Origin of the sequence: Sutcliffiella horikoshii (genome assembly GCF_021991925.1) — a bacterium.
In the GTDB taxonomy this organism is placed as follows: Bacteria; Bacillota; Bacilli; order Bacillales; family Bacillaceae_I; genus Sutcliffiella_A; species Sutcliffiella_A horikoshii_F.
In genome coordinates this window covers 193,262-209,771 of record NZ_RXZI01000002.1, presented here as the reverse complement: position 1 = coordinate 209,771, position 16,510 = coordinate 193,262, and the positions used below count along the sequence as shown (strand labels likewise).

General features: G+C 45.0%; 18 protein-coding genes. 5 read left to right on the top strand and 13 right to left on the bottom strand.

What is annotated here, in order from left to right:
• Positions 1 to 251 precede the first annotated feature (251 nt).
• Positions 252 to 476: a YuzB family protein gene (locus EKQ44_RS06450; RefSeq protein WP_237662749.1), complete on the bottom strand. Its 225-nt coding sequence runs from the start codon at positions 474 to 476 to the stop codon at positions 252 to 254.
• Between the two features lie 233 nt (positions 477 to 709).
• On the opposite strand from EKQ44_RS06450, the gene EKQ44_RS06445 reads away from it, so the two are divergent.
• The gene (locus EKQ44_RS06445) at positions 710 to 1,492 is read left to right on the top strand and encodes an RsfA family transcriptional regulator (protein WP_237662748.1); all 783 of its coding nucleotides are present in this window, start codon (positions 710 to 712) and stop codon (positions 1,490 to 1,492) included.
• Between the two features lie 64 nt (positions 1,493 to 1,556).
• Here the strand turns inward: EKQ44_RS06445 and EKQ44_RS06440 are convergent, their stop codons facing one another.
• Together EKQ44_RS06440 and pta are read right to left on the bottom strand one after the other, a co-directional pair.
• Complete coding sequence (locus EKQ44_RS06440; RefSeq protein ID WP_237662747.1) at positions 1,557 to 2,426, bottom strand: lipoate--protein ligase family protein; 870 nt, start codon at positions 2,424 to 2,426, stop codon at positions 1,557 to 1,559.
• Between the two features lie 225 nt (positions 2,427 to 2,651).
• Positions 2,652 to 3,626: a phosphate acetyltransferase gene (gene pta, locus EKQ44_RS06435; RefSeq protein WP_237662746.1), complete on the bottom strand. Its 975-nt coding sequence runs from the start codon at positions 3,624 to 3,626 to the stop codon at positions 2,652 to 2,654.
• A 278-nt stretch (positions 3,627 to 3,904) separates the two neighbouring features.
• On the opposite strand from pta, the gene hemQ reads away from it, so the two are divergent.
• Positions 3,905 to 4,648 (top strand): hydrogen peroxide-dependent heme synthase, encoded by a 744-nt coding sequence (gene hemQ / locus EKQ44_RS06430; protein ID WP_223491536.1) that lies wholly within the window; start codon positions 3,905 to 3,907, stop codon positions 4,646 to 4,648.
• Positions 4,649 to 4,930: 282 nt separating this feature from the next.
• Entirely contained in the window at positions 4,931 to 5,467 is a 537-nt protein-coding gene (gerQ, locus tag EKQ44_RS06425; RefSeq protein ID WP_237662745.1) for a spore coat protein GerQ, read from the top strand.
• Positions 5,468 to 5,598: 131 nt separating this feature from the next.
• Here the strand turns inward: gerQ and EKQ44_RS06420 are convergent, their stop codons facing one another.
• From EKQ44_RS06420 to EKQ44_RS06385, 8 genes are all read right to left on the bottom strand, one after another.
• On the bottom strand, positions 5,599 to 5,967 hold the full coding sequence (locus EKQ44_RS06420; protein WP_237662744.1) for a DUF423 domain-containing protein: 369 nt from the start codon (positions 5,965 to 5,967) through the stop codon (positions 5,599 to 5,601).
• Between the two features lie 192 nt (positions 5,968 to 6,159).
• Positions 6,160 to 6,459, bottom strand: a complete 300-nt coding sequence (locus EKQ44_RS06415; RefSeq protein WP_237662743.1) for a hypothetical protein — start codon at positions 6,457 to 6,459, stop codon at positions 6,160 to 6,162.
• 128 nt (positions 6,460 to 6,587) lie between these two features.
• Complete coding sequence (locus tag EKQ44_RS06410; RefSeq protein ID WP_237662742.1) at positions 6,588 to 6,929, bottom strand: YwdI family protein; 342 nt, start codon at positions 6,927 to 6,929, stop codon at positions 6,588 to 6,590.
• A 159-nt stretch (positions 6,930 to 7,088) separates the two neighbouring features.
• A complete protein-coding gene (locus tag EKQ44_RS06405) occupies positions 7,089 to 7,610 on the bottom strand; it encodes a DUF420 domain-containing protein (RefSeq protein ID WP_237662741.1) in 522 nt (173 codons plus the stop codon).
• 14 nt (positions 7,611 to 7,624) lie between these two features.
• Complete coding sequence (locus tag EKQ44_RS06400) at positions 7,625 to 7,828, bottom strand: hypothetical protein (protein ID WP_237662740.1); 204 nt, start codon at positions 7,826 to 7,828, stop codon at positions 7,625 to 7,627.
• Positions 7,829 to 7,938: 110 nt separating this feature from the next.
• The gene (locus tag EKQ44_RS06395) at positions 7,939 to 9,639 is read right to left on the bottom strand and encodes a methyl-accepting chemotaxis protein (protein ID WP_237662739.1); all 1,701 of its coding nucleotides are present in this window, start codon (positions 9,637 to 9,639) and stop codon (positions 7,939 to 7,941) included.
• A gap of 180 nt (positions 9,640 to 9,819) precedes the next feature.
• Positions 9,820 to 10,629, bottom strand: coding sequence for an ion transporter (locus EKQ44_RS06390; RefSeq protein WP_237662738.1), 810 nt, complete (start codon positions 10,627 to 10,629; stop codon positions 9,820 to 9,822).
• Between the two features lie 37 nt (positions 10,630 to 10,666).
• On the bottom strand, positions 10,667 to 11,344 hold the full coding sequence (locus EKQ44_RS06385; protein WP_269151575.1) for a uracil-DNA glycosylase: 678 nt from the start codon (positions 11,342 to 11,344) through the stop codon (positions 10,667 to 10,669).
• Between the two features lie 357 nt (positions 11,345 to 11,701).
• Between EKQ44_RS06385 and zwf the strand changes: the two genes are divergently transcribed.
• Entirely contained in the window at positions 11,702 to 13,180 is a 1,479-nt protein-coding gene (gene zwf / locus EKQ44_RS06380; protein ID WP_237662736.1) for a glucose-6-phosphate dehydrogenase, read from the top strand.
• 45 nt (positions 13,181 to 13,225) lie between these two features.
• On the top strand, positions 13,226 to 13,840 hold the full coding sequence (locus EKQ44_RS06375; RefSeq protein ID WP_237662735.1) for a cyclase family protein: 615 nt from the start codon (positions 13,226 to 13,228) through the stop codon (positions 13,838 to 13,840).
• Positions 13,841 to 14,246: 406 nt separating this feature from the next.
• On the opposite strand, the gene gndA is transcribed toward EKQ44_RS06375, so the two are convergent.
• Positions 14,247 to 15,656 carry an NADP-dependent phosphogluconate dehydrogenase gene (gene gndA, locus EKQ44_RS06370; RefSeq protein ID WP_237662734.1) on the bottom strand — a complete coding sequence of 470 codons (1,410 nt, stop codon included), beginning with the start codon at positions 15,654 to 15,656 and terminating at the stop codon, positions 14,247 to 14,249.
• A gap of 138 nt (positions 15,657 to 15,794) precedes the next feature.
• Positions 15,795 to 16,439, bottom strand: a complete 645-nt coding sequence (locus tag EKQ44_RS06365) for a DUF1836 domain-containing protein (protein WP_237662733.1) — start codon at positions 16,437 to 16,439, stop codon at positions 15,795 to 15,797.
• Between the last annotated feature and the right edge of the window lie 71 nt (positions 16,440 to 16,510).

Here is a 16,510-nt window from a genome sequence, read left to right as displayed (position 1 = left end):
TACAAGAAAAGGATGGATTGTATGGGGTTAGGGTTAACACCTGTTAGTCTTCGTTCCGTGTGTTCGCGGCTTGTACTGGAGGGTTACCTCCGCCGAAGTAGAACTTCCTGCATTTCGACTAACAAGGGAAACTTTTTTCTTAGCAACATTACAATCTCTTAAGGTTTACCCTACTCTTTCAGCAATTAGTCTTACTTTTTGCAGAAATGGCGAATAAAAAATCACCTATGCAGGAATACAGAGGCGATTTTTTATTTCTTTAGTTTCTTCATAATTTTCTCGATCAGTTCATCTTCCGTTGGCGCGGATACCGGACGGTTGTTCACGAATGCAAACGACTTTTTTCTTCCCGGCCCGCAATAGGATTGACAGCCCACTTCCACACATGCCCCGTCATCCACTTTTTTCAGTTTAGGAATGAGGGTTTTCACGTTGGTTGCGTCGCAGTCATCACAAATGCGAAACTCATTTGCCATGGTTCTACACAGCCCTTTCTATTCAAAAAGTGATGGAAATCACTTTATCGTTCGTTAGCTAAAAGGTATTTTACAGGGAATCCATGGACAATGCAAGTTCGTTTCTATGAGATTTTTGGCGAAATGCTGACAGATAACAATCTAGTAATTTTTTCTATGAATATGTATAAATATTTTTTTCTCCGTCAAAAATATAGACAGAACGATGATTAGATAAGGGAGTTGGATTATATATGAAAGATCGTCAAGATGCTTGGTCCGAAGAAAATGATTTGTTGTTGGCAGAAACCGTCCTGCGCCATGTCCGTGAAGGAAGCACACAGCTGAATGCCTTTGAGGAGGTCGGCGACAAGCTGAACCGTACGTCCGCTGCATGTGGATTCCGCTGGAACGCAGTCGTACGCCATGATTATGAAAAGGCGCTACAGCTTGCGAAAAAGCAACGAAAACAACGCCAGCGCGCCCTCGGGCAGCCTACGAAAAAGCTATTGTACACTCCACCTGAGACGGTGGTGAATGAGGAACTGCCATTTGTGTTGGAACAGCTGGAGGAAAAGCCATCGGCGGATGCATTTGAAGGTTTTGAATCCTATGCACAACAGCCGTCCCAGCAACCTGTGACCGCCCCACAAACGAGGGTGGAAAGAAGAGCGGCCGAGATGAAGTCACAACCTTCCTTCCTAGGCTATGGCGGTGGAAATACCTCATCCCTTTCCATGGATCAAGTGATAAGTTTCTTACAATCCATGAAACACTCAAACGTTCATACTAGTGCACTACAACAGGAAAATGAGAGATTAGTAAAAGAAAATGCAGAACTTGCGCGTGCGAACAGTGACCTGGAAAAACGCGTTCAAAAGCTACAAGACGAACAAGTCACCGTCCAAGAAGACTACGAAACACTCATGAAAATCATGAACCGCGCCCGCAAACTCGTCCTATTCGACGACGAAGAACACGTGCCATCCAAATTCATGATGGACCGTAATGGTAATCTGGAGAAACTGGCGGAATAGAGATAAAAAGAAAAAGGGGTCTGACCCCACTTACGTTAACGCGTTAAAGTGGGGTCAGGCACCTTTATTTTTTTCCTAGTACTTTTTCGTTCCGCTCCACGATTCTCTCGTAGTATTGCTCGTACAGGTTCATTTCCTGTCCTTGCAGGGTGTTGGAGAAGATGGAACCGCTTATTTCCTTTAATGAGGTTAGGAGACGCAACATCACGTCTGGCACAGTCAGGTTCTGGCCAGTCAGTTCTGTCAGGGAAGCCATCACGTTTGGCACAATGGTCGGAAATGCAAACTTGGTTTGTTCTCCTTTAAGGGACCGTCTATAGAATTCGCCGATCATTTCGGCACGTTTGGATCCACTGCCGTCGATGCACAGATAAATTTGCACCGCCACCCCTCCGCGGATCCGGCGTTGAGAAATACCTGCAAACTTTTTATCTTCTATACTAAGGTCATAGCTGCCAGGACAATAGGAACCGACAATTTCCTTCGCTTCCATGTTATGCGGTAAATCTCTGAACATATGCTTTGTAAGCTCCCACATCGCATCGTAGCCCCGGTTGATGTCAATCGACTTCTCCCCTTCCGGAAAAACAAGGGTAATGTTCAGGACGCCCTCATCCAAGACGACGGCCAGTCCACCTGAGTTTCTGACAATCACTTCATAGCCTTGACTGTTTAAATAGTCAATCCCTGCTTGTAGATGGGGAAGACGGGTGTCTTGAATACCCAATACAACCGTGTTATGGTGCACCCACGTCCTGCATGTTGCTTCACTGTCGCCTTTGCCAACAGCGGTGCATAGCGTGTCATCCATCGCAAAAGATTGCAATGCGTGAAAGTTTGCCCCCAAAGATGATTGATCGATAATTCGCCAGCTCGGCTGCTTCAACAGCTGCAGCGCCAGCTGCTCGTAAGTTGGTTCCATTGGTTCTGCCATAATCCTTATTGCTCCTCTTTACTTCCGTACTTATGATTCCTTTAGCATTATAATACATGCTTTTGGAGAAAGAAAGTAGCCTTTGGGGGTCAGACCCCCAAAGGAATTTCCCCTTCAACGTCGAATACTTAAAAGAGGTATGTGCTTTGGTTGGCACATACCTCTTTTTTATGTGGAATATAGTTTATTTGGTTCGTCTTGTTTTTATCGTGAGTGGAACAGGTGTTAGTTTACCGCTTGTCCTGCTGTGATGAGTGCCAGTTTGTAGACGTCTTCTACGCTGCAGCCGCGCGATAGGTCGTTTACTGGTTTGTTGAGTCCTTGAAGGATCGGTCCTACTGCTTCGAAGTTTCCTAGTCGTTGGGCGATTTTGTAGCCGATGTTTCCTGCTTCTAAGCTTGGGAAGACAAATACGTTTGCGTCCCCTTGGATTTTAGAGCCTGGTGCTTTCTTTTCCGCTACAGATGGGACGAATGCTGCGTCAAATTGGAATTCCCCGTCCACTACTAGTTCTGGCGCTCGTTCTGAAGCGATGCGCGCCGCTTCTACCACACGCTCCGTTTCAGGAGATTTCGCAGATCCTTTTGTAGAGAAGCTTAGCATCGCTACTTTCGGCTCGATCCCGAACATTTTTGCTGTAGCAGCACTTTCCACTGCGATTTCCGCAAGGTCGTTGCTATCAGGCGAAATGTTGATCGCACAGTCTGCGAAAACATACTTCTCGTCGTTACGAACCATGATGAAGACACCGGAAGTCTTGCGTACGCCTTCTTTTGTTTTGATGATTTGTAGGGCCGGACGCACAGTGTCAGCTGTGGAATGTGCCGCTCCACTTACAAGTCCTTGCGCACGGTTAACGTGTACAAGCATCGTGCCAAAGTAGTTAGGGTTCAATAAGATCTTGCGTGCATCCTCTTCTGTCGCCTTTCCTTTACGACGCTCCACGAAAGAAGCTACAAGCTCGTCCATGTTTTCATATGTTTTTGGGTCATAAATTTCTACGCCATCCAACGTTAATTTCAGCTCGGAAGCAAGGCCGTTGATCTCCTCCAAGTCTCCAACTACGATCGGTTGAACCATGTTTTCCGCAGCCAAACGCGCAACTGCCGTTAATACACGCTCATCATTACCTTCCGGGAATACAATCTTAATATCTTTTCCTGCTACTTTGTCTTTTAATGTTTGAAATAAATCGCTCACAAAGGTCACTCCTTAATCCGCTTTATTTTCGCTTCTACAGTTTAGGATACTCCTTCAAATTGGAAAAGCAACCGATACCATCTAATGTTATCGCTTACAGAAAAAAGTCTTTATTTTCTAATAAAACTGCTTCTACTACGCCCTACTATTTTATCTGTGCTGACCTTTCCTATTCATGAAGCTTTCACAATTTCGGAGTTTTACTTACAGGAAGTCATGGCAAAACTGTGATATAGTAAGGAAGGATACATAGACAATCTTTTTAAGGAGTGATTGTAATGAGTGAAGCAGCTCAAACATTGGATGGCTGGTATTGCCTCCATGATTTTCGTACAGTAGATTGGGCCCTTTGGAAGACGCTTTCTAGTGAAGAACGCCAAACGGCTATCAATGAATTCCTTGGCCTTGTGGAGAAATGGAACACAGTCCAGTTAGAAAAGAACGGAAGCCACGCATTGTACTCCATAGTGGGTCAAAAAGCGGACTTCATGATGATGCTCCTTCGTCCGACGCTTGAGGAATTGAATGAGATCGAAAACGAATTTAATAAAACCACTTTGGCTCAATACACAATTCCCGTACACTCGTATGTGTCGATTGTAGAGCTAAGCAACTATTTACCAGAAGGCGAGGATCCTTATCAAAACCCGCAAATCCTTGCTAGACTATACCCGGAATTGCCAAAAGCGAAGCATGTCTGCTTCTATCCGATGGACAAGCGCCGTAACGGGGAAGATAACTGGTACATGCTACCGATGGAAGATCGTCGTCGCATGATGCGCAGCCACGGTATGATCGGCCGCCAGTATGCAGGAAAAGTGAAGCAGGTCATCACTGGTTCTGTCGGTTTCGACGATTACGAGTGGGGCGTTACATTATTTGCTGACGAAGCACTTCAGTTTAAAAAACTTGTGTATGAAATGCGCTTTGATGAAGTGAGTGCACGTTTTGGTGAATTCGGTGCGTTCTATGTAGGGAATCTGTTAGAAGAGGATCGCGTTTACTCCTTCTTGCATGTTTAAAATAAAATATTGAGTGTGAGTTGACGTCAAGTCAACCAACTGGATTTCCAGTTTGGTGGCTTGGCGTTTTTTTGTAATAGGCTTTTGACGTTTAAAAGCAGGTCTTACTCCCATACACCCCTGTCATATTCCTTCTTCAATTTTCATACAATCAAGTAGTGTGAATTAATTATTTGAATCTTAGCACCCTTCCCGACCGAATCAATAGGGATTTTGAGGTTTGGAAATGGGGGTTATTTCTCACAAGGAAGCAGATAAAAGTTTTTGAGGAGGGAATGACAGATGAATCATCAGTTTTCACAGGCAGCAGGTGCCCCATTTTCTGCGGGGTACGGAGCAGATCCTTACTCATCCTATTACAGAAACTATGGACAGCAGTGGTATGGCGGTGGTGGTGGCGGTTATCCGATGCAACAGGTGCAACAACAACCTCAACAGCAACAAGTTGCAGGTCAGCAAACAGGCATACCTTCGTATCCGACTCAGTTTCAAACTACAGGTCAGTTAACTGGTCCCGATGTGCCGGGCATGCTTCCACTGGAGCAATCCTATATTGAAAACATACTCCGTTTAAATCGAGGCAAGCTGGCAACCGTATACATGACATTTGAGAACAACCGAGAGTGGAATGCCAAAATATTCAAGGGAATCATTGAGGCCGCAGGGCGGGATCACATCATCCTGAGCGATCCGCAAACAGGCAAACGCTACCTGCTTCTCATGGTCTACCTTGACTACATCACATTCGACGAAGAACTCGACTACGAATACCCATTCAACGGCGGTACCCAAGGCCTCAGCCAATTCCAACCAAGATAGCCTTGAAAAATAAAGTGGAATAAAATTAAGGGTCTAGCTGCGCTGTGTTAACGTATTAACGCAGAGCGGGTCAGACCCCTTTTACTTTGTTACCGCATTAACGCAAAGCGGGTCAGACCCCTTTTAGCGCTTTACCCTTTCACCGCGGCCACGATGATGAGTACCCAGCCGATGAGGAAGGCTACGCCTCCGAGTGGGGTGATGGCTCCTAGTATTTTGACGCCGGAGAGGGTGAGGATGTATAGGCTTCCGGAGAATAGGATGATTCCGATGAGGAATGACCATCCTGCTGTGTTAAGTAGTCCAGTGCTGCTGAAGCGTTCCATCAGTAGCGCTACGACGAAGAGGCCACCTGCATGGAACATTTGGTAGGTGACACCGGTTTTCCAGATTTCAATCATTCTTTCGGACACTTTTCCTTCTAGTCCATGGGCTCCGAATGCACCTAGTGCGACTGCAAGAAATCCGTTGATTGCTGCGAGGATAATAAATAAATTCATGGTCGTTTTCCACCTTTCTTTAATTACTTCAATACAATGAATTATATAGCATTGGCCCTCTGTGACCAAGCTGTACCCTGCCGCTTATCGCCTAACGCAATCTTCCCGTACACAAAATGTTCACTTCCATTCTTCATCAATTCACAAAAAATGCCCCACCGCTCAAACTTTCAAGCGGATGGGGCAATATTTTTATCTTGAGTGAAGATAAATCTGTAGAGCCTGTTTTAGCTCGCGTTCTTTTTTTTCCGTTTGTATATGATAATGATCACCATCTATGTTAGACAAAAAGTCATTATATCCATGTGAATGTAAGAATTCATTGACACTTGTGACATCTTCTCTAGTGGAGAGCAAGTTCTTCTGCCCAACAAAGTCACCATTTACATACACTTCATAACGATCGTGGGAAAGTTTTGTCGACGTGTCATAATTAGTGCTTACGAACGCCGCCATTAAACCATACATCGATCCGTCTGTACCACCAGGCATGTAAAACACCTCCATTACTTACTGGGGTGTTTATAGTTTAAGTTACCACGCCATTTTTAGTATGGTAAGTTGTGGTGGTCAACTCACTTTCACTCATTAGAGAGATAAAAGGGGTCTGACCCCTTTTGTTAAAAATCAAACAACGAATCACCATTCGCGTCGTCTTCTTTGATTGGTTTGGATGGGATGTTAGCGATTGGTGGTGCTTGGGTTGGTGGTGTGTAGATTGGTGCTGCTTGCTTAAAGGATGATGGTGCTTGGTGGCCCGGTTGGGGGCTGGGTGCTGTTGTTGGCAATCCTGCCGTTCTCGTATACGAGGATCCCTCTTCCGCATCTGTCTCCAACGCCAGCTCACACAAGGATTTCATCGCAGCAAGATGCTCGCGCTTTTTTTGCACATTTCCCGTGTCCATCGCCCGCTCAAGCTCGGACTCCAGGCGTGCGAGAACCTTATCCAGTGTTATGCTCATCTTTCATCCCTCCTTTTTTTCAAAGGCTTTTCGTAAACTGTGTAGTTTTTCGTATTTTTAAAACAAACGGTCGTGCTCTTTTCCCTGCAAGACTGGTCCAAATGTCGAATTTTCCCCAGTGAATAACAACAATCTTTGAGAAAAGAGCCTCTCCCGACTTTAGTAGTACGGCGATATCATCAAATACACAATAACACCTGTCAAACTCACATATAACCATAATGGCATGGTCCAGCGTGCGATTTTGCGATGGCGTTCCTTTTGCATGCTAAGGCCTGTCGCCAAAGAATACAACGCCAGTGGCACAATCACGACCGCCAACACGATATGCGTCAACAAGATGAAGAAGTAGATGGATCGGATGATTCCTTCCCCTCCGAATGGCGTGGATTCTGTCAGGGAATGATACGTCACATATGTTATCAAAAACAAGGTCGTGGACGAGAATGCCGCCAGGATGAAACGTCGGTGCACGGTGATGTTTTTTTTCTTGATTGCAATAAGTGCACCTACTAAAAATAGGAAGGTGAAGCTGTTGAATATAGCATTCATCATCGGTAAGAAGGTCAAATCCACATGGGCCAATCCTTCATACTGGGGGAGGAAGAACAACACGACCACCACAGCATTTACTGCAATGGATATGCCGATGATCCAAGGCAAGAAATTTATCTTTTTCATTAAGTAATCTCCTTTTACACATAGTACCCGTTCGGGCCGGGTTTTATTGGTTCATCTTTTGATTCGAATTTCAAGCACGGGCTTCCGGAGGAGCGAAGTACGGCAACGGACGGGACCTGGTTCGTCTTGAAACCGAATGCCCGGCAGCCTTTGGGGAACTTGGCATCCCATGTGACATAGTAATGCTTGCATTTCAAGCAATTTATCCGTTTGGCCATGCTACCCACCCTTTCTATCAGCACCTGCTTTGTCCATCCTTCATTCTACCATTTTCCAACTTCCCATAAAATATAAAACCTGCGGAGAATCCACTCCACAGGTTGTTTGTTCACGATTTATTCATGTTTATGGAGGCGATGCTTGCGGCCAGATCTTCCGCTGTCTCTTTTACTGTATCAACCGTCCGTCTCATGTTATTAGAGAGATCCACTTGATGATCGGCAGCCTTCACGACTTCAGCCATATCCTGCGTCAGTTCAGAAGAGGAAGCGACCAGATCATTTACAGAATGGACGATTTCATTGACACCCATACTGATTTCTTCCATTGTGACGGTAATGTGTGTTCCCTGTTCCAGCAATGCTCCACTGCTTGAAGCAATGTCTTGGAATAGTGTTGCAGATGCTTCATTTTTTTCGTTCGTCTGCTCGATCGTTTCCTTGAAAAGTTGGAACTCTTTCAGGACTTCATTGGTATCTTCCTGGATACGACCAGTGATGCTATTGATTTGCTTGGAAAATAAATCGGTTTGGCCGGAAAGCTTGCGAATTTCCTCTGCTACAACGGCAAAGCCTTTTCCCGCCTCTCCCGCACGTGCCGCTTCAATCGAGGCATTAAGGGCAAGCAAGTTGGTCTGTGTCGTAATTTCCGTTATCCCCTTCAGGAAACTGTTTGCCTCATCAATATCTTCCTTAATTTTCGAGAACCTTTCTACGATCGTTTCTGTTTCAGTGGAGGATTGATGCATGGTGGTGACCATCTGCTGTAGCGAATCCGCCCCTCTTTTGGATAGGACCTCCATGCTTTCGAGGTTGCGTTTCATTTCATCCACGATGCTGTAAATTTCTTGTGTACTGGCAGAGGCCTGTTCGGTTACGGCGGAAATGGCGGTCGTCCCCTCGTACTGCATCGAAACTTTTTCCGTCACCTGTTCGGAACGCTGCTTGATCTCCGACGATTCCGTCAGATTGTCCTCTGCGACTACCAATAGCTCCTGCATGACTACCTGCAGACGCTGGTTTGCGCCCATACTGCCTTTCATCAACTGCTCTATATTTCCTCCCATCGTTGTCAAGGCACCCTCAATTTGACCGAACTCATCTTTTCGCGCTGAATGAGAAGATTCATACATAAAGTCGCCTTCCTGGTAGGCGTTTACCCGTCGCAACACTTGATTGACTCCTTTGTTGAAAGCCATTCTGAACGATAACAGCACAAGGATTGGCACGACAACAAGGATAGCTAGTGTTAATAAGGTCCAGCGTTCTGTCGAGGAAACTTTTGCCTGGATTGCTTGTCTATTTTCATCATTGTATGTTTGCAGGAACTCCATTCCACCCTCATTCGCTCGCTCCACCTGATTCCGGGCTTTAGCCAGGTCTTCCGATGTCGTAATTCGGAGGCGGTCCATATTGGCTGCATTGGAAACATCACTGATGATGTCGAATTGTTTTGACAATGTTCCATGTGAAACAACAAAATACTGCTTCCACTGTCCTAATTCTTCAAATTCCGTAAAATATGGCTCGAAATCTTGTAGTTTTTCTTCGCTCTCTTTGAGACTCTCTTCGATTTTTGTAACGTGTGTTTTGGAATAGCCATTGGATACGACAAAATACATATCTGCTAGGTTATTTTGATACGACTGCACCAGTTCAAAATAACTTTCATTCAGCTTTGTAATTTCATCTAACTCGTTAACCCCTTTTTGTACTTGCATGCTATTCATCCAAATAACAACGGAGGCAGCGAGCCCTATGCCCCCTATTAAAACAATCAGCACGATTAACCTTTTCCTCATACTCCCCATTCTTCTTCCCCCTAGTAAAACTGCCAATAAATAATGAAACCGTTTGCACAAATCTGTTTTTACGTTTTCTCTCTTTGTTTATTATTTCGGCAGGAGGCGGCTGGGTCTTTAGTAATAGGAGGAGATATTTTTATAAAAAAAGAACACGGAGTCCACTGCCCGCGTGTTCTTTGAAAATCATTATCCACTATTTTTCTCTTTATTTATCAGAAGCTGCTTCAGTTCCGCAATTTCGTCCGTAATCTTTGCAAGTTCCTTTTTGCTGACTTCTATCTTCTCTTCCTTCAATTCTTCTTCCTTTGCTTCCTGGATATTGTTGAGGATTTCCCCGACGATCAGGTTCAGGACGATGAAGGTTCCAACAAGGATGAAGGAAACAAAATAGACCCAAGACAATGGACTCTCCGCGAAGATGGGACGGAATATTCCACTTGCCCAAGATTCTAGAGTGATGACCTGGAATAGTGTCACAAGGGCGAGGTGAAGCGACCCGAAATATTCTGGCGAGATTTCACCGAAAAACATGACACCCAGTACGGCGAAAATATAGAATACTAAAGATAATAGCATCATGATGGTACCCAAGGATGGGATGGTTTTCAGGAATGCCGTCACAAGCCTTTGCAGGGACGGAACGACCGTGATGGCGCGCAGGACCCGGAATACCCGTAGGATACGGATGGCGGAAATGAAATAGGTTCCACTAAATAAAAGCACTCCTGCCACAATGAAAAAGTCGAAGAGGTTCCACCTGCTGCGAAAGAAGTGGGATATCTTTTTCTCCGCTAACATTCTCAGGATGATTTCTATGGTAAAGAACCATAAAAAGAAAACTTCAAAGCCATGGATGATATCGTAATAATCCGCTCGCAGTGCAGGGTATGTTTCCACCCCTATCAAAATCGCATTTAGTAGGATGACGAACATGACGGCATTCATAAAGTACCGGTGTCCGACTATATGTTGTATCGTTGATTTCCACGTTTGCATGTCGTGCACTTCCTCTTGTTTATCTTGTTTTTCTTATCTACGGCGTCAATCGCCAATCAATCGCGTCTTCACCATTTTCAGCCAGGATCGTATTCACTCTTGAAAACGGCCTGCTTCCAAAAAATCCTTTTCTCGCAGAAAATGGACTAGGATGCGTGCTTTTGATGATGTAGTGACGCCTGTTTGTAATCAAGTTTTCTTTCTGTTCTGCATGTTTTCCCCAAAGGATAAAGATCACCGGCTTGTCCCGGTCATTCAACACTTGTATCACTTCGTCTGTAAACCGTTCCCAGCCCTTCCCTTTATGGGAGTTGGGTTTTTTCTCCCTGACGGTTAAGACCGTATTTAATAATAACACACCTTGCTTTGCCCACTCCATTAAAAATCCGTGCTGGACCGGAGCAATCCCAAGGTCATCCTGAAGCTCTTGGTAGATGTTTTTCAGAGATGGCGGGACCCTCATCCCCTTTTGGACGGAAAAGCTCATTCCGTGGGCTTGGTCCTTGCCATGGTAGGGGTCTTGTCCGAGGATGACAACCTTGACGTCCTCATAGCTTGTCGCCTCGAACGCAGAAAAAATAGCCTCCTTTTCGGGATAAACAATGGTAGAGGCATATTCATAATCTAAAAACTGCATTAACTTTTTGTAGTAATCTTTGGAGGTCTCCTTTTCCAATAAAGCCTTCCAATCACCGCTCAGATTTTTCACTTGCATGATCCTCCGTTCCTTTCTGTCCCTCTTACTTTATCATATAGCCATTTATTTTTGGGATGGGAAGTTTGTGGATGCATGGTTTTGCCTGTATTTTTTCATACTAACGACGAGCCTATCATTCAGGGATTGCTTGCTGGATGTGTTATAGTGAAACGAAAAGGTTCCACTCGAGCATAAGCTTGATTAATATATTGAATTCCTATCCACTTCCATATAAAATATCTGAGTGGTCTTTTTTCACAATGTCCCATACTTATTAAGTGAATTTGTTACTTATTTACATAAATGTTTATCCTAATCAACTGATTAAGATAGCACATTCTTTTGAGACTAGTACATAAAGCGAGGTTCTTATCTGTGAATAAAAAAGAAAATCCGACTTCCTTGATTGTCATTTTTGGTGCAACAGGGGATCTAGCGAAACGCAAGCTGTACCCTTCCATCTATCGTCTCTATAAAAATGGAAGCATCTCCAAAAATTTTGCGGTAGTCGGCGTGGCAAGACGCCCGCTATCCAATGAAGAGTTCCGTTCGAACGTATCCACTTCTGTGAAGGAAGTGGCTAATGGTGACGGGAATGTCGAAGAATTCAGTTCCCATTTTTATTATCATCCTTTTGATGTAACAAGCAGCGAGTCCTACCAACAGTTGAAGGGCCTATTGGGTGATTTGGATTCCGACTATGCCACAAACGGCAACCGCATCTTCTATCTTGCCATGGCACCGGAGTTCTTCGGCACTATTGCTACCAATTTGAAATCGGAAGGATTGACCGAAACGGACGGCTGGAAGCGTCTTGTCATTGAAAAGCCTTTTGGGCACAACCTTCCTTCCGCAAAAGATTTGAACGCAGAGATCCGTCAAGCATTCGATGAGTCGGAAATCTACCGTATCGACCATTATCTTGGAAAAGAGATGGTGCAGAATATCGAGGTGATCCGTTTTGCCAATGCTCTGTTTGAACCGCTTTGGAACAACCGTTATATCTCCAATATCCAAATCACCTCAAGTGAAGTGTTGGGTGTGGAAGACCGCGGTCGTTATTACGAAAGCTCGGGTGCATTAAGGGATATGGTGCAGAACCATATGCTTCAAATGGTCGCGTTGCTTGCGATGGAACCACCAATCAAGCTGAATCCGGAAGAGATCCGCAGCGAAAAAGTCAAGGTGCTTCGTGCAATGCGCAAAATCGGTCCCGATGATGTGGAGGATTATTTTGTTCGCGGCCAATATGGAGCTGGAATGGTGGACGGCAACCAAGTACAAGGCTACCGTGACGAGAACTCTGTTGACACCAACTCCAACACGGAGACATATGTGGCAGGGAAGCTTTTGATTGATAACTTCCGTTGGGCAGGCGTACCGATTTATATTCGTACCGGAAAAAGAATGAGCGAGAAGTCCACGAAAGTAGTCGTGCAGTTCAAAGATATCCCGATGAACCTATACTACAACCGTGGGGAAAAGGTGGACCCTAACCTTCTTGTCATCAACATCCAACCAGAAGAAGGCATCACGTTGCATTTAAACGCAAAAAAATCGGGTAAGGATATTACAACGACCCCGATCAGACTTGACTATACAAACAATTGCATCGATGGCATCAACACACCAGAAGCTTACGAGCGCCTGCTTTATGATGCGATGCGCGGTGACATGACGAACTTTACGCACTGGGATGAAGTGGCGTTGTCTTGGAGCTTCATTGATGAGATTTCAAAAGCATGGGAAAACACGAGAGCATTTGACTTCCCGAACTATGAGTCTGGTTCCATGGGGCCAAAGCAGGCGGATGAGCTGCTTTATAAGGACGGCTTCCATTGGTGGCCGTTGTAAGCACTTGAACGCATATGCTTCAAAATAGAAAGGAGTTTTTTACACATGAAAGTTTATGACGTATCTTCCCCGATTTATACGGGTATGCCAGTTTATAAAAACAAGCCAGAAAAACAACCGAAACAAACGACCAACACGAACGGTTATGTAACGGAAACCCGCTTGGAGCTGGATGTTCACACCGGTACACATGTGGATGCGCCGCTACATATGGTGGTGGATGGCGAAACCATCGAGACACTGCCATTGGACAAGCTTGTCGGGCCATGTAAAGTGTTCGACCTGACTGCTGTTGAGGACCGCATTACAGTTAAGGATATTGAAGGCCTTGATATTCAAAAGGACGATTTCCTGTTATTTAAAACGAAAAACTCTTTTGATGAAGAGTTCAACTTTGACTTTGTGTTTGTGGCGGAAGACGCTGCTGCGTATTTGGCTGAAATCGGCGTGAGCGGCGTTGGTGTGGATGCACTTGGCATCGAGCGCAGCCAGGAAGGCCACCCGACACACAAAACGCTTTTCGCAAACAACGTGATCATCATTGAAGGCCTGCGCCTGAAGGATATCGCGGAAGGCGAGTATATCATGTGTGCGGCGCCATTGAAGCTGAGTGGCGTGGATGCTTCTCCTGCTCGTATTGTTTTGATGGATATGAAGTGATTTTTGAGTTGAACTATGTTGATTGGCCACTTTGCCCCGGGGAATTTGGGGGCAGGGTGGCTTTTTGTGTGTGGAATTTTTGCGGATTGAGGTTAGTGGGGAGTTTGAGGGGAATCGGCGTTTTGGGATATCAGGGTTTATCGAGATTTATCCTGAATTTTCGGTGGATATCATGAATTTTTCGGATTTATCCTGAAGTCTGGGTGGATATCATGAATTTTTGTGTTTTATCCGGAAGTCTCAGCTGATATCATGAATTTTTGAGTTTTATCCGGAATTCTCAGCTGATATCATGAATTTTTAAAATATATCCGGAAATCATAGCGGTCGGGATATCCTATACCCACAAAAAAACCAACCCACCCCCCGCTCTCACGCGGGAACCATGGATTGGTCCAATTTCAACTTACTTCATCCACTCCGTATGGAAGATACCTTCCTTGTCCAAGCGTTGATACGTGTGGGCACCGAAGTAGTCACGTTGTGCTTGAATCAAGTTTGCAGGCAATGTCTCAGAGCGGTAGCTGTCATAGTATGCTAGCGCGCTCGAGAAGGATGGTACAGGTACGCCGTGCTGGATAGCAACGCCAAGGATTTCGCGAAGGCCGCCTTGGTAGCTTTCCACGATTTCTTTGAAGTATGGGTCAAGCAATAGGTTTGCAAGGCCCGCTTCACGGTCGTACGCTTCTTTGATTTTTTGTAAGAATTGCGCACGGATGATGCAACCGCCACGGAAGATCATCGCGATCTCGCCGTATTTAAGGTCCCAGCCGTACTCTTCAGATGCTGCACGCAGTTGTGCAAATCCTTGAGCATAAGAGCAGATTTTGCTCATGTAAAGTGCTTTGCGCACGCTCTCGATGAATGCTTCTTTGTCTCCAGTAAAACTAACTGCTTCTGGTCCGCGCAGGATGCTGCTTGCCTTCACGCGCTCTTCTTTCATCGCGGAAATGAAGCGTGCGAATACGGATTCTGTGATGATCGGAAGTGGAACGCCTAGATCTAATGCGCTCTTACTTGTCCATTTACCAGTACCTTTTTGTCCAGCTGTATCCAGGATAACATCCACAAGTGGCTTGCCTGTTTCGGCATCCACTTTTGTGAAGATGTCTGCTGTGATCTCGATCAGGTAGCTGTCAAGCTCCCCTTTGTTCCACTCAGAGAACACTTCGTGAAGCTCTTGAGCCGAAAGACCAAGAACATTCTTCAGCAAGAAATACGCTTCACTGATCAGTTGCATGTCGCCGTACTCGATCCCGTTATGCACCATTTTTACGTAATGACCGGCACCGTCTGGACCGATGTATGTGCAGCAAGCGTCGCCTTCTACTTTTGCGGAAATGCTCTTCAGAATATCTTCCACAAGTTCATAAGCTTCTTTCTGTCCGCCAGGCATGATGGAAGGACCTTTCAACGCTCCCTCTTCCCCACCGGATACGCCGGTACCGATGAAGTTCAAGCCAAGCTCGCCAAGCTCCTTGTTGCGTCGGATTGTATCTGTGTAAAGCGTGTTTCCGCCATCAATCAGGATGTCCCCTTTATCAAGATACGGTTTTAATGAGTCGATTGTTGCATCCGTCGGTCCGCCTGCTTTTACCATTAGTAAGATTTTGCGAGGGGATTCCAGAGATAGTACAAACTCTTCGATGCTATATGTACCTTTAAAATTTCTTCCTTCTGTTTCTTGTAAAAATTCCTCTGTCTTTTCAGGGGAACGGTTGAATACAGAAACGGAATAACCTCTGCTTTCAATGTTCATTGCCAGGTTTTTTCCCATAACCGCCAAACCGATCACACCGATTTGCTGCTTTGCCATAATATAAAAACTTCCCTTCTTCAAGGTAATTTATTTCGCGTTAGTCCCAATTGAAAATACCATACAAACTCAAGTGGAATCAAGCTTTACACCTATTATAACCTAACTAGGAAAAGTGAAGCGTTTACACACTTCCTTTTATTCTTTTCCTTTTCCATCCATCACATACCGCTTTGCCCACGCTTTAAGAAAATTGGTGCGAACGGCAAGGATCGCCACCATTAAAGCAGCGAATATCTTCCCCTTGTCCTCTGCCGTAAAACTCTCTTCTGTTTGCAGGTATTGCTGGATTTCCTCTTTTATATTTTCTTCCGATAATAATTCTGTCTGACTCACTAATTGCTCATACAACCAAGAGTAAGCGATATAGAAATGTATCGGGCTGATAATGTCATCTTCCCTCTCCACCGGGTTGTTGAAAATCGAACCAAGGATTTTCCGTATTGCTTCAAAATCAAGCAGCACCTTCAGATCTTTTACAATAAATAGCAACGCCACTTGTTGGATGGAGTATTTACGGCCGACTTGGGGCGCACCGATATATTCCTTTATCTCTCGTTTCACCCAATTTTTCAGAGCTGGCTCTGAATAATCCGCGCTCTCGAGTTGATTTCCCAGCCACACGATATTGGACATTGTCAGGCCGAACTCTTCCCCGCTCTTTTTCCGAAAAAGATTTTGGAAATTTTTCGGCATAGACTGCCTATATTCCACAGGGAATTCCCCTTGGCCCATCTTCTTCAAAAACTCTGCCATCTCCATCCTGGTCCACTCTTTGACCATGGCCCACACACCCTTTTCATCCGACATTCATGCATTTATAGTAAATTGGCAAGCCCGTTTCGTCAAATTAT